12 protein-coding genes are annotated in these 12,694 nt (G+C 73.8%); 2 read left to right on the forward strand and 10 right to left on the reverse strand.

Features of this window, described 5'->3' with window-relative positions; genetic code table 11:
- A partial coding sequence (locus AOK01_RS38840; RefSeq protein WP_157871661.1) for a cytochrome P450 occupies window positions 1-452 on the forward strand: 452 nt, incomplete at its 5' end.
- Between the two features lie 67 nt (window positions 453-519).
- Window positions 520-1,119 carry a flavodoxin family protein gene (locus AOK01_RS38845; protein WP_055520178.1) on the forward strand — a complete coding sequence of 200 codons (600 nt, stop codon included), beginning with the start codon at window positions 520-522 and terminating at the stop codon, window positions 1,117-1,119.
- A 70-nt stretch (window positions 1,120-1,189) separates the two neighbouring features.
- Here the strand turns inward: AOK01_RS38845 and AOK01_RS38850 are convergent, their stop codons facing one another.
- From AOK01_RS38850 to AOK01_RS38895, 10 genes are all read right to left on the reverse strand, one after another.
- The gene (locus AOK01_RS38850) at window positions 1,190-3,502 is read right to left on the reverse strand and encodes a catalase (RefSeq protein WP_055520181.1); all 2,313 of its coding nucleotides are present in this window, start codon (window positions 3,500-3,502) and stop codon (window positions 1,190-1,192) included.
- A 183-nt stretch (window positions 3,503-3,685) separates the two neighbouring features.
- On the reverse strand, window positions 3,686-4,582 hold the full coding sequence (locus AOK01_RS38855; protein ID WP_055520183.1) for a glycosyltransferase family 2 protein: 897 nt from the start codon (window positions 4,580-4,582) through the stop codon (window positions 3,686-3,688).
- A complete protein-coding gene (locus AOK01_RS38860; protein WP_079104097.1) occupies window positions 4,579-5,625 on the reverse strand; it encodes a glycosyltransferase family 2 protein in 1,047 nt (348 codons plus the stop codon). The genes AOK01_RS38855 and AOK01_RS38860 overlap by 4 nt, the downstream gene beginning before the upstream one ends.
- Window positions 5,618-6,700, reverse strand: coding sequence for a glycosyltransferase family 9 protein (locus tag AOK01_RS38865; RefSeq protein ID WP_055520197.1), 1,083 nt, complete (start codon window positions 6,698-6,700; stop codon window positions 5,618-5,620). The genes AOK01_RS38860 and AOK01_RS38865 overlap by 8 nt, the downstream gene beginning before the upstream one ends.
- Window positions 6,701-6,705: 5 nt before the next feature.
- On the reverse strand, window positions 6,706-8,268 hold the full coding sequence (locus AOK01_RS38870; RefSeq protein ID WP_055520185.1) for a PfkB family carbohydrate kinase: 1,563 nt from the start codon (window positions 8,266-8,268) through the stop codon (window positions 6,706-6,708).
- The gene (locus tag AOK01_RS38875; protein WP_055520186.1) at window positions 8,265-8,900 is read right to left on the reverse strand and encodes a D-sedoheptulose-7-phosphate isomerase; all 636 of its coding nucleotides are present in this window, start codon (window positions 8,898-8,900) and stop codon (window positions 8,265-8,267) included. Before AOK01_RS38875 ends, AOK01_RS38870 begins: the two co-directional genes overlap by 4 nt.
- Window positions 8,897-10,153, reverse strand: a complete 1,257-nt coding sequence (locus AOK01_RS38880) for a glycosyltransferase (protein WP_055520188.1) — start codon at window positions 10,151-10,153, stop codon at window positions 8,897-8,899. The genes AOK01_RS38875 and AOK01_RS38880 overlap by 4 nt, the downstream gene beginning before the upstream one ends.
- Window positions 10,150-11,112, reverse strand: a complete 963-nt coding sequence (locus AOK01_RS38885) for a glycosyltransferase (RefSeq protein WP_055520190.1) — start codon at window positions 11,110-11,112, stop codon at window positions 10,150-10,152. Before AOK01_RS38885 ends, AOK01_RS38880 begins: the two co-directional genes overlap by 4 nt.
- The gene (locus AOK01_RS38890; protein WP_055520192.1) at window positions 11,109-12,116 is read right to left on the reverse strand and encodes a glycosyltransferase family 9 protein; all 1,008 of its coding nucleotides are present in this window, start codon (window positions 12,114-12,116) and stop codon (window positions 11,109-11,111) included. Before AOK01_RS38890 ends, AOK01_RS38885 begins: the two co-directional genes overlap by 4 nt.
- The coding region (locus AOK01_RS38895; RefSeq protein WP_055520202.1) for a D-glycero-alpha-D-manno-heptose-1,7-bisphosphate 7-phosphatase at window positions 12,113-12,694 on the reverse strand (582 nt) is incomplete at its 5' end. The genes AOK01_RS38890 and AOK01_RS38895, both read right to left, overlap by 4 nt.

The raw sequence follows: 12,694 nt of genomic DNA on the forward strand, positions 1-12,694 counted from the left end.
CCGGCTACGCGCTCGCCTTCGCCCAGGAGGTCCGCCGCTTCTACCCCTTCGCGCCGTTCGTGGGCGGACTCGCCGTCACCGATCTGCGCTGGCGGGGCGAGCGGATCGACGCGGGCACGATGGTGTTGCTCGACATCTACGGCCAGAACCACGACCCGGAGCTGTGGGAGGACCCCTACGTCTTCTCACCCCAGCGGTTCGTCGACCGGGAGCCCGGCCGCGACGAACTGATCCCACAGGGCGGAGGCGACGCCGGCACCGGTCACCGGTGCCCCGGCGAGGACATCACCCTGGCCCTCCTCGCCACGCTGGCGCCGCGACTTGCCGGGCTGGCGTACGACGTGCCCGCGCAGGACCTGCGTATCCCGTTGCGGCGGATTCCGACCCGGCCCCGCAGCGGCTTCGTGGTCAGCGGCGTACGCAGCAGTAGCAACAGCAGCGTACGCACCTGACGGCGGCCGACCGGCCCTCCCCCACCGAACCAGGAAAGCCTTCCCCTTCCGAGGAGTTGATTCGAACATGCGCGCTCTCGCGTTCGTCTGCACCCTGACCGCCTCCCCGTCCCCCTCCAGCAGTCACCTCATCGCCGACCAGGTGATGGCGGAGTTCCGGCGTCTGGGGGTGGAGGGCGAAACCGTGCGGGTCGTCGACCACGACGTGCGTCCGGGCGTGGAGATCGACATGGGTGACGGAGACGCCTGGCCGCGGTTGCGCGAGAAGGTCATGGCCGCGGACATCCTGCTCCTCGCGACGCCCGTCTGGCTCGGCCACCCCTCCAGCGTCTGTCAGCGCGTGCTCGAACGGCTCGACGCAGAACTGTCCGAGACCGACGACGAGGGCAGGCTCCTCACCTACGGCAAGGTCGCGGCGGTGGCGGTCGTCGGCAACGAGGACGGCGCGCACAAGATCAGTGCCGATCTGTTCCAGGGGCTCAACGACATCGGCTTCACCCTGGCTCCCCAGGTGGCCACCTACTGGGTCGGAGCGGCCATGGAAGGCACCGACTACAAGGACCTGGAGGAGACGCCGGAAGCCGTCGCCTCCACCACCCGCACCCTCGCCGTCAACACCGTCCACCTCGCCCGTCAGCTCGCCGAGAACCCGTACCCGGCCTCTTGACGCCGTACGGGCGGGGCCCCATCAGCACTGGTGGGGCCCCGCCCGGGAATCGGATCGCCGGCGCTGTCGTTCAGCCCGCGGCCGTCGGGAAACGCTCCCACACCCGGTGCGCGCCGAGCAGTTCGACGATCTGTTCAAGGACTGCGTCGCCCCGGTCGCCGGTCACCACACCCGGCGCGGACGTCGGCACACCGGCCCGCTCCAGTGCCGCCACACCGTCCTGCCATCCGCCGATGGCCTTCCCGTGCCGGAACGCCTCCGTCAGCAGCAGCGACACGCGCGGGTCGATTCCGGCTCCATCGGCCCCGTCACCATCACCATCGCCGGTTACGGCGCCGGCCTTCGCGTCGCGCGCCCCGTACGCGTCATCGCCGCGCCCCGGTGCACCGGCCACCAGGAGGGCGTCGAACTCCACGGACCTGGCGGTGGCGTAGCTGCGCTGAACGGTGATCGGGTCCCCGTCCGCGTCGAGTACGCCACCGGCCGGGGCGATCACCAACGGCACCATCCCCGCTTCCTGGACAGCCTCGCGGACGGTGCGTACGCCGGCCAGGTCACCGGCCGGGCCTGCGACGATCCCGACGATCCTGCCGTCCGGCGGCCACACCTGACCGACCTGGGACAGTGCCGGGCTCGGTTCCGGCGAGGCGAGCTGCTCCGTCGCCTCGGGTGCCGGGAGGCCGAGGCCCGCGGCGACCTCCGCGCACAGCTCGGTGTCGATGTTGGCGAGCGCGCGCAGGCCCCTCTCCTTGACCGACTGCTCGTAGCATTTGCCCAGCTCGAAGGTGTAGGCGGCGATGATGTGCTCGCGTTCGACGGGGGTCATGCTCAGCCAGAAGAGCCGGGGCTGGCTGAAGTGGTCGGCGAACGAGGTGGGCGCGTCCCGGATCTTGCTCGCCTCGGGGACACCGACGGGCGTCTCGACGTACGCGCCGGTGTCGACGCCCGCCTGGAACGGGCAGCCGCCGTCGAGCGAGTTGGGCCGGTAGGGCGCGACGCCCCGGTGCACGGCCGTCTGGTGCATGCCGTCGCGCAGCATGTCGTTGACGGGGGCGTGGGTCCTGTTGATGGGCAGCTGACCGAAGTTGGACCCGCCGAGCCGGGTGATCTGGGTGTCCAGGTAGGAGAAGAGCCGCCCCGCCAGCAGTGGGTCGTCGGTCACGTCGATGCCCGGGACGAGGTGGCCGACGTGGAAGGCGACCTGCTCGGTCTCGGCGAAGTAGTTCGACGGGTTGGCGTTGAGTGTCATGAGCCCGATGGGCTGCACCGGCGCCAGTTCCTCCGGGACGATCTTCGTCGGGTCGAGCAGGTCGATCCCCTCGAACGTCTGGTCCGGGGTGTCCGGGAAGGTCTGGATGCCCAGCTCCCACTGGGGGAAGGCGCCCGCGTCGATCGCGTCGGCGAGGTCCCTGCGGTGGAAGTCGGGGTCCATTCCGTTGATGAGCTGGGCCTCCTCCCAGACGAGGGAGTGCACGCCCAGCTTGGGCTTCCAGTGCCACTTGACGAGTGTGGTCCCGCCCTCGGCGTCGACGAGCCGGAACGTGTGGATCCCGAAGCCCTCCATCGTGCGGTACGAGCGCGGAATGCCCCGGTCGGACATGTTCCACAGCGTGTGGTGGGTCGCCTCCGTGTGCAGGGTGACGAAGTCCCAGAACGTGTCGTGGGCGCTCTGCGCCTGCGGGATCTCCCGGTCGGGGTGCGGCTTTCCGGCGTGGATGATGTCGGGGAACTTGATCGCGTCCTGGATGAAGAACACGGGGATGTTGTTGCCGACGAGGTCGAAGACCCCTTCCTGCGTGTAGAACTTCGTCGCGAAGCCCCGGGTGTCGCGCACGGTGTCCGAGGAGCCGCGCGAGCCGAGCACGGTGGAGAAGCGCACGAACACCGGTGTCTCGACGCCGTTGGCCAAGAAGGCCGCCTTCGTGACATTCGCGGCGGTGCCGTACCCCCGGAAGACGCCGTGGGCGGCCGCGCCCCGGGCGTGGACCACGCGCTCCGGGATGCGCTCGTGGTCGAAGTGGGTGATCTTCTCGCGCAGATGGTGGTCCTGGATGAGCACCGGGCCGCGCGCGCCGGCTTTCAGCGAGTGGTCGCTGTCGTACAGCCGCGCTCCTTGTGCCGTGGTCAGGTACGGTCCGCCCTGCGCCACGTCCGCCTGGGTGGCGCCGGTCTCCTGCCCGGTCGGGCTCATGGGTGCCGGGCCGCTCTGATCGTGCTTGGGCGGCAACGGGCCGTGGGGCTCGGTCGGTTCGTCGACCGAAGGCGAGACGGGCGCCGGCTTGCCCGGCACTCCTTCCTCGGGGCCGCTGCCGACGCCCAGTGCGTCGGCGGCCTTCTCCGCGGCGGTCTCGGCGGCGGCTTTCAACGGGTTCTTCTCAGCCATGGCAGCTCCAAGCAACGGGACAGGGTCGGCAGAACACGAACCTGATCGGGGAACCTGATCGGGAAGCTCTCCCGGTACCCTCCGGCCGAAGATCGAACCATGATAATTGCCTCACCCCGTCGCTTTTCAGCCCCGATCTCGGCCCGCTGCACAGCCCCCCTCCCGGCCCGTCGCACAGCCGCATCAGCCCACGTACCGCCGTGCCGGGGAACGCCGTTGGGCTTCTTCCAGCGTGCGCAGCCGGGTCTCCAGGTCACGCGGAACGGGCTCGCGCTGCCGCAGTACCCAGGGCAGACCCGCCGCCGCGTGCGCGAAAGCCCGTGCCGACGCCACATCGCGGGGCACCGTGCGCATCAGGTATCCGGTACGCCGCAGGGCGGAGGGGAAGGGGCGGCGCAGCCAGGTGAACCAGAGGGTGTTCCGCAGTCCCACGATCCGCCGCTGTGTGCTGTCCCGCACGGGCGAGGCGGCATGGTGGATCAGCAGCTCCGGCACGTAACTGAGCCACCAGCCCTGTCGCAGCAGGTCGGTGGCCAGCAGCTCCTCCTCGCCGCCCAGCCAGAGCCCCGGGTGGAATCCGCCGACCGCGCGAAAGGCGTCGCAGCGCATGACGGTCGCGGCGGCGAGGAACGACCCGAGTGCCGGGCCGGGCAGCCAGTCGGGCCCTTTCAGCGGTGAGTCGCGCAGGTCGGCGACGACGGGGTCCTCCTCCCCCGACGGTTCGACGACGATGCGGGCCGTGACGGCGGCGAGCCGGGGACGGGTGTCGAGCAGGTCCGCCGCGCGCCGCAGGGAGCCGGGCTCCCACCACGTGTCGTCGTCACAGAACGCGACGTAGGGCGAGCGGACCTGACGTACCGCCAGGTTGCGTCCCACGGCGCCCGTGTTCCGGCCGGGCCGCAACAGCGTGACCTCGGGGAACAGCCGGGCGACGGCTTCCGCGGTGCCGTCCCGTGACGCGTTGTCGGTGACGATCACCCGCGGCTTCTCGGGCAGGGCGCGCAACGTCCGCAGAGTGCGCAGCAGTTCGGGGCGGCGGTCGCGGGTGATCACCACGACCGTCGTACGGCAATCGGTCATCGTCTCCCCTCTCTCTGCGGTCTCGCGGTCGGATGTGCGCCGGTCGCGCCGGCGGCGTGCGGCCGTGCTCGCGCCGCTCGCTGTTCCAGAAGCCGTACGTCACGCTCCACCCGGGGAGGGAGCCGGCGGCGCCGGCGCAGCGCCTCGGGCGCCCGGACCAGTGCTTCCCGCAAGGCCGTCATGGCTCCCGCCTCACCGCTGACCGCCGACGCGGCCAGCCGGCCCGTGTGTCTCAGGGCCACGTTCACCGGCCGGCGCAGCCAGGCGGTGAGGAGCGCGTTGCGTCGTAGCCGCACCGAACGGCCGGGACGTCCGCCGGGGTCGGGGTGGTGGTGTGCGACGACGGACGGCTCGTAGGCCACGCCCCAGCCGGCCGCGGCGAGGTCGTAGGCCAGCAGGGTCTCCTCCGCTCCGAAGAAGAGCAGCGGGTGGTAGCCGCCCGCGTCGAGGTACGCCCGGCGGCGGACGACGCACGCGCAGCCCAGAAAGCCCAGCACGGAACGGCCCGGCAGATCGGCCGCCGTCGGCAGCGGTGAGTCGGCGAGCAGCGCGTTGAGCGGGTCCTCGGCCTCCTCGGGGCCGACCAGGCTGCGGGCGGCCAGCAGTCCGAGCCGGGGATGGGTGTCCAGCAGGTCGGCGGCGCGGCTCAGCGCGCCGGGCCGCCACCAGGAGTCGTCGTCACTGAAGGCGACGTACGGGGTACTGGCATGGCGCACCGCCAGATTCCGGCCGAGGGCTCCGGTGTTGCCCGGCGGGCTCAGCACCTCGGCCCCCACGGGATGGCCGCGCAGCGCCGCGGTGACCGCGTCGTCGGAGCCGTTGTCCACGACGACGACCGGCGGTCGCTCGGGCAGCGCCGCCAGGCGGTCGAGCGTGCGGAGGGCACTTTCGGGCCGGTCCCGGGTGATCACCGCGACGGTGGTGCGCCGGTCGGGCCCGGCTTTCCCGGTGCCGCGACTGCCATGGTCGGTTCGGTGGTCGCGGTTGTCGGTGTCTTGGTTGATGTCTTGGTTGATGTCTTGGTTGATGTCTTGGTCAGGCATGTCCGACCGCCTCCGCCGGTCCTTGCGGGCGCACCGGGCCGGACCGCTCCGGGCGTTCGGTGTGGGCCAGGACAGCCGCGGCCACCTCGGCGGTGCCGATGCGCAGCAGCGACGGGTCCGGCTCCCGGCCGTGCGGGTCGCCGGGCGGATCGCCGGGCCGGCCCGGATGCCAGAGCGCGACGTGCCGTGGCCCGGGGGGCGGGCCCCACAAGTGGGGCGCCACCGGGCCGAAGAGGGTCACCGACGGGGTGCCGTGGGCGACGGCGAGGTGGGCCGGTCCTGTGTCGCCGCTCAGCAGGCACGCGGCGCCGGCGACCAGCGCGGACAGCTCGGCGAACGGCAGCCCGCCGGCCAGGACGTCCGCGTCGCCGAGCCCGCAACTGTCGGCCACGTACCCGGTCAGTTCCTCCTCGCCGGGGCCGCCCGTGACCACGACGCGGCGGCCCGCCGCCCGCAACCGCCGCACGACGGCGGCATAGCGGCGCGCGGGCCAGCGGCGGGCCGGTGCCTCGGCACCCGGGTGCACGACGACGGCACCGGGCGCGGGTGAGGGCCCGGACGGCGGGGGCAGGCGTACGTCGCCGGGGTCGGCATCGATTCCGTACGCGCGCAGGAAACGGCACCAGCGCTCCCGTTCGTGCTCGTCCCGCCGCCAGACGGGGGCCGGCGCGGCGGACCCGTCGGGGCGGGCGTACGAGAGCAGCCGGCGCGGCTCCAGCGCGGCCAGCGCGTCGTGGCTCTCGGGGCCGTTGCCGTGCAGGTCGATCGCGAGGTCCGGCGGTGTGCCCCGCCAGCCGTCGAGGGACGGTACGCCGCGGCCGGGGGCCTGGGCCGGGAACAGCGTGTCGACGGTTCCGGTGGCCAGTGCGGCGTCGCGCAGCGCGGCGGGAGCCGCGAGGACGATCTCGTGCCCGGGGAACGTCCGGCGGACCCCGCGCAGGGCGGGTACGCCCGCGAGCAGGTCACCGAGTCCCAGGGCGCGCAGGATCAGGAGCCGCGGGCGTGAGCCGGTACCTGAGCCGGTACCTGAGGCGGTACGGGAGGCCGTGCGTGAGGCGGCGTGGGAGGCGGGCATGCCGGTCACTTCCGCACGCTTCGCGGTCTTCCGGAGACCTGAGCGGTGGGACCGGGACCGCGTGCCGCTCGATCGGCGAGTTCGGTGGTCGAGCGGCCGTCCAGGTACGGCAGCAGCACGACCTGTCCGCCCCAGCTCTTCACCAGCGTCGCCTCGGGGAGCCGGGTGAGGGCGTAGTCGCCTCCCTTGGCCCAGATGTGCGGGCGCACCTCGTTCAGCAGGCGTTCGGGGGTGTCCTCGTCGAAGACGGCGACCGCGTCGACGCAGCCCAGGGCCAGCAGGACCCGGACGCGGTCGGCGGCGGGGACGAGGGGGCGTGAGCCGCCTTTCCGGTGGCGTACGGACGCGTCGGAGTTGACGCAGACGATCAGGCAGTCGCCGGTCCGCCGGGCGGCCTGGAGCAGCGCGACGTGTCCCGCGTGGAGCAGGTCGAAACAGCCGCCCGCGGCGACGACGGTGCCGCCTTCGTCCCGTACCCGGGCCGCGAGCCGGACGGCGTACGCCTCGGTCCCCGGGTCGTCGTCCCGTACACCGTGGTCCGGTACGCCGCCACCCGGTACGCCGGTGTCGGTCCGGCTCGGCGCGTGCTCGCCGTGGCGTGCGGCGAGGCCCCGGGCTCCGCCGGCCGCGACGTACCGGGTGGCGGCTCGGACGGCGGTCTCCACGGCCGTCTCGGGCAGCGCGTCGTCGGCGAGCGCCCCGGCCGCGCTCACCGCGAAGCGGTCGCCCGCCCCGCAGGCGTCGCCGTCCGCGGTCCACGGCGCGGGCACCAGCAGCGGGTCCTCGCCGTGGGAGAGCAGGGCGCCCCTCTCCCCCAGGGTCACGGCCACCGAGGTGACACCCCAGGCGTGGATCAGTGCGCGGGCGTCACCGGCGGACCGCCGCAGCGCGGATTCCGGACCGTACGGCACCGCGTCCGTACCCGTACCCGTACCCGTACTCGCACCCGCGGTCCCGGTGCCGGCCCCGGCCCGGTCCGCGTGCTCGCGGGCGAACGCGTGCGCCTCCGTCGCCGAGGGAGTGGCCAGCCGGACGCCCTTCACCGGCGGGCCCCCGCGCGGGTGCGGGTCCCAGACGACGGGGACCCGGGCGGCGGCGCGCGTGAGGGCGTCGCGCAGGACGTCGACGGCGCCCCGGCCGTAGTCGGCGACGAGGACGGCCCGCGCCTCGCGGACCGCAGCGAGCGCCTCCTGCGTGACGGACCCGGCGCGGCCGTCGCCGTCGTCCAGCCTCAGCAGCGGTACGCCTTGGGCCATGATCCGGGTCTTGCACGGGAGCCGGCCGGTCAGCGGCATCTCGACGAGCCGCACGCGGCCCGCGAGCAGCCGGCGCAGCATGTGGCTCGCCTCGTCGTCGCCCAGGGCCGTGACGAGGGTGACCTCGCGTCCGTCGGACGCTCCGAGGTAGGCGGCGAGGGCCGCGCCACCGGGCCTGGTGACGCGGTGGGCGCCCGCCACGACCGGCACGGGGGCGTCGGGGGCCAGCCGGTCCGCCCGCCCCGACAGGTCGTGGTCGAGCAGCGCGTCCCCGACGACGAGCAGCGGTGTCGGAGGGGGCAGAGGACTCATACGGCACCTTCCTCAAGTGTCGCCGCAGTGTTGTCGTGGGGGCGGGCCGAGGTCAGTACGGTGCGCTCCTCGACGGCGCGGTCGAAGGCTTCGCAGATCATGTGGACCGCGACCAGGTGCAGTTCCTGGACGGTGGCCGAGCGGGGCGCGTCCACGCACACCGCCTCGTCGCCGGCCGCTTCCAGGGGGTTGGGCGCCGGTCCGGTCAGGGCCCAGACCTTCATGCCGATACGGCGGGCCTCGGCGGCGGCCGTCAGCAGGTTGGCGCTCGCGCCACTGGTCGACAGCAGCATGAGGATGTCGCCGGGGCGGCCGTGGGCGCAGGTCTGGCGGGCGAAGACCTCCTGGACGCCGTAGTCGTTGGCGATGGCGGTGGTGGACGAGGTGTCGGCGTGCAGGGCGAGCGCGGAGAACGGTGGCCGGTCGTCGCGGTAGCGGCCGACGAGTTCGGCCGTCAGGTGCTGGGCCTGGGCGGCGCTGCCGCCGTTGCCCGCGACGAGCAGTCTGGCTCCGTCGGAGAGGCTGCGGGCCAGTTCGGCGCCCCAGCGGTGGACGAGGGGGCACGAGGCCCGGAACTCGACGAGCGCTTCCATCAGGTCGTCGCAGTGCCGGCCGTGGTGGGCGAGTTTCATCGGACGGCTCCCGAGAGTGAGGGGGCGGCGTCGGCGCGTACCGCGCTGTAGACACGGCAGACGCCGTCGGTGACGCGGTCCCAGGTGTAGCGGGCCAGGACGCGTTCCCGGCCGGCGGCGCCGTAGCGGGCCAGGCGCTCCGGGTCGGCGAGCAGCGCGCGGACGACGCCCGCGAGGTCGTCGCCGGCCTTCTCCTCGGGCTCCTCGGGAGCGACCAGGGCGCCCGTGACCCCGTCGAGGACGGTGTCGAGGTGGCCGCCGACCGCCGTGGCGAGGACGGGGGTCCGGCAGGCCATGGCCTCGATGGGCACGATGCCGAACGGTTCGTAGTGCGGCAGGGAGAGCACCAGGTCGGCGCTGGACATCAGGCGCGGCATGTCGGCGTGGTGCACCGCGCCGAGCAGGGTCACCCGGTCGGCGACGCGGTACTCCTCGGCGACCTTCAGGAGCCTCTCCGCCTCCGGTTCGGCGAACAGCAGCTCGGCCTCGGGGCCGCCTGCGATGAGCAGTTCCGCGTCGGGCACGTCGACGAGCGCGCGGATCGCGCGGTCGAAGCCCTTGCGCCGTACGAGCCTGCCGACGGCGAGCAGCCTGCGCGGCCCGCCGGGGCGTGGCGCGGCGCCGGCGACCGGTGCGAAGTGGGTGGGGTCGACGCCGCACGGGACGACCGAGACCCGGCCCGGGTCCACTCCCATCGCGGTCAGCTCGGTGACCTCGTCCGCGCAGGTGGCGAGCACCCGGCGGCACTCGCGGCCGATCATCGCCTCCATGGCCGGCCGCTGCGGCGGACTGGTGTCGTCGGCGCCCTGGTGACGCCTCTTCACGGTGCCGAGCGCGTGGTACGTCTGGACGACGGGCACGCCCAGTTCGCGGGCTCCGGCGAGGGCCGCCGTTCCGGACATCCAGAAGTGCGCGTGCGCCACGTCCGGTGGGCGGGTCCGCCACTGCCGGGCCAGGAAGTCACCGAACTCGGCCATGTACGGGAACAGTTCGTCCTTGGGCACCGGGCGGGCGGGACCGGCGGGCACATGGACGACCCGCACGCCGCGGGACGTGGTGACCTGGTCCGGGAGGCCGGGGCTGTCGCGCCGGGTGTAGACGGTGACCTCGTGGCCGCGCCGGGCGAGGTGTTCGGCGAGCTGCGCCACGTAGACGTTCTGCCCGCCCGCGTCCGGGCCGCCGAGTTCGGCCAGCGGGCTGGCGTGCTCGGAGACCAGGGCGACGCGGCAGAAGGACGAAGGTGCGTACCTCATCGCGTGACCTCTTTCATCAGGTGTTCCCAGTCGTCCAGGAAGCGCCGCACGCCGTACCGTGCCTGTGCGGCGGCCCTGGCTCTCTCCCCCACCCGTCGGGCGTGCTCCCGGTCGGCGAGGAAGGCGCGTACCGCCTCGTCGAGGACGTCGAGCCGGTTGGAGACGACGCCGGCGTCCGCCGGGACGGCTTCCCTGGCCTCCGTGGTGTCGAGCGCCACGACCGGCATGCCGAGGAACATCGCCTCCAGCAGGGACAGGCCCAGTGAGGTCCAGCGCACGGGGTGGAGGTAGAGGCGGCAGCGCGCCATGGCGGGATGCAGTTCCGCCTGGGGCAGGTCCCGGGTGCGGCAGCGGTCCGGCGCCAGGCCGAGGTGCGTGGCGAGGTTGTCGGTGCGCATGCCGAAGACGTCCAGCGGCGCGGCGCGCGCGAAGCGCGGCAGCAGGTCGGTGCCGGTGGTGCGGGCGCGGCGCACCGGCTCGTTGACGACGACGGCGGCCCTCTTGTCCTCGCCGGTCCACAGGGGGCCCGGGTCGATGATGCCGTGCTCGATCACGGTGGCCGGGGCGCGTCCGTTGTCCCACATCAGCTGGTTGAAGTGGGTGACGTGGACGACGGGGATGTCGTCGCGGCCGGCCAGCGGATGGCGGGTGCCGTCCGGGGTCTCGTGCGGCGCGTTGTGTTCGACGTACAGGGCGGGTACGTCGGCTCCGGGCCGGCGTCCCGTCCAGCGGTGCGCGAGTTCCACCTCGTGCGGGCGCTGCAGGACCATCAGGTCGAGGTCGCTCGCCCGCAGTTCCTCCGGCGTGACCTCGCGTACGGACGGTGGCCACTGCCAGGTCCTGGCCCGTCCGAGACCGTCGGGTCCGCGGTCCGGTGTGACGGGGACGAGGTAGGTGTGCGGGCCCTGGACGAAGGAGGTGGCCCAGGAACCGTGCACGTGCCAGATGAGGATGTTCACGCTGTCTCCTCCATGAGCTTGCGGACGGCGCCGACCACGTCCTGGGCGGTGACCTCGTCGAGGCACGGGTGGCCGGGGACGGGGCAGTGCCTGGCCCGGCTCTCGGCGCACTTCGCGAACTGGTCCCCGAGCAGGACGGCCGGTACCCCGAAGGGCCCCCAGCGGTCGGCGGGCACGACGGGCGCGAAGAGGGAGACCACGGGGGTGGCGACGGCGGCGGCGAGGTGCGCCGGTCCGGTGTTTCCGCTGACGACGGCGTCGGCGTTGCGCAGCACCCCGGCCAGGGTGCGGGGTTCGGTCCGGCCGCCGAGGTCGAGCGCCACTTCGCCGCTCACCATCCGGGTCAGACCTGTCTCGTCCGGCCCCCCGGTGACGACGACGCGGTGTCCGGCGTCGGCGAGGGCGAGCACCGCCTCGGCGCAGCGCTCGGGGCTCCAGGCGCGGGCCGGCGCGCTGGCGCCGGGGTGCACGACGACGTACGGACCGTTGCCGGTGAGCCCGACGGTGTCGGGGGCGGGCAGGACCCGCAGCCGTCCGTCGTCGCCCGGCGGCGGGGTGAAGCCCATCGCGACGGCGGTGTCCAGGGCCGCCTCGGCCTCGTGGCGGCCGGGGACCCGGCGGTGCCTGACGTCGAGCAGCCGGCCAGGGTAGTCGGCGCTGTCGGCGCCGATGTTCCGTATGCCCGCCATGCGCAGCAGCAGGGCGGTGGGCAGGGGGCTCTGGTGGAAGGAGGTGAGGATCAGCGCGGTGTCGTAGGCGTGGTCCCGCAGCCGCCGGACGAGGGTGTCGAGGCCGGCTTCCGCCACCGCCGGCGGGCTCACGCCCTCCCAGGGCGCGTCCCAGACCAGTACGTCGTCGATTCCGGGCAGCAGCCGGGCGGCGGGCTCGCCGCGGGGACCGCAGAGCAGCGTGACCTGGCCGGCGTGCGCGGCGACGGCGCGGACCGCGGGCCCGGCGAGGATGACGTCGCCGAAGCTGTCGAGGCGTACGACGAGGGCTTTCACGCGGCGCCTCCCCGATGAGGCTCAAGCGAGTACGGCTCCAGAGGCGGGCGCTGCTCCAGGAGTGTCCGGACGGCGGTCAGGAGGTCGGGCGCGGTCCACCGTTCGGCCTCGACCTCGGTGCGCAGGGTCGCCGCGTTGGGGACGAGCACGCCGCGCGCCCCGGCCGCGCGGGCGGCCAGCACGTCGGCCCGGATGTCGCCGATGACCACGCACTCGGCCGGCGGCACCCCGAGCCGGCGGGCGGCCTCGACGACGAGGCCCGGCCTGGGTTTGCGGCAGGCGCAGTCCGCTTCGGGGCGGTGCGGGCAGAAGACCCAGGCGCCCAGGGTTCCGAGCAGTTCGTCGGCCCGCGCGTTGACGCGCAGGACGTCGCTCTCGGAGAGCAGGCCCCGGCCGATGCCCGACTGGTTGCTGACGACGCCGGTGGCGATCCCCTCGGCGCGCAGCAGGTCCACCGCCTCGCGTGCGCCGGGCAGCAGGCGGACCAGCGCCGGCTCGCCGTTGTAGGGGACGTCCTCGACGAGGGTGCCGTCGCGGTCGAACAGCACCGCCGACAGCCGGGCGGGCGGGGCCTGCTC

The organism is Streptomyces aurantiacus, assembly GCF_001418335.1.
Taxonomy (GTDB): domain Bacteria; phylum Actinomycetota; class Actinomycetes; order Streptomycetales; family Streptomycetaceae; genus Streptomyces; species Streptomyces aurantiacus.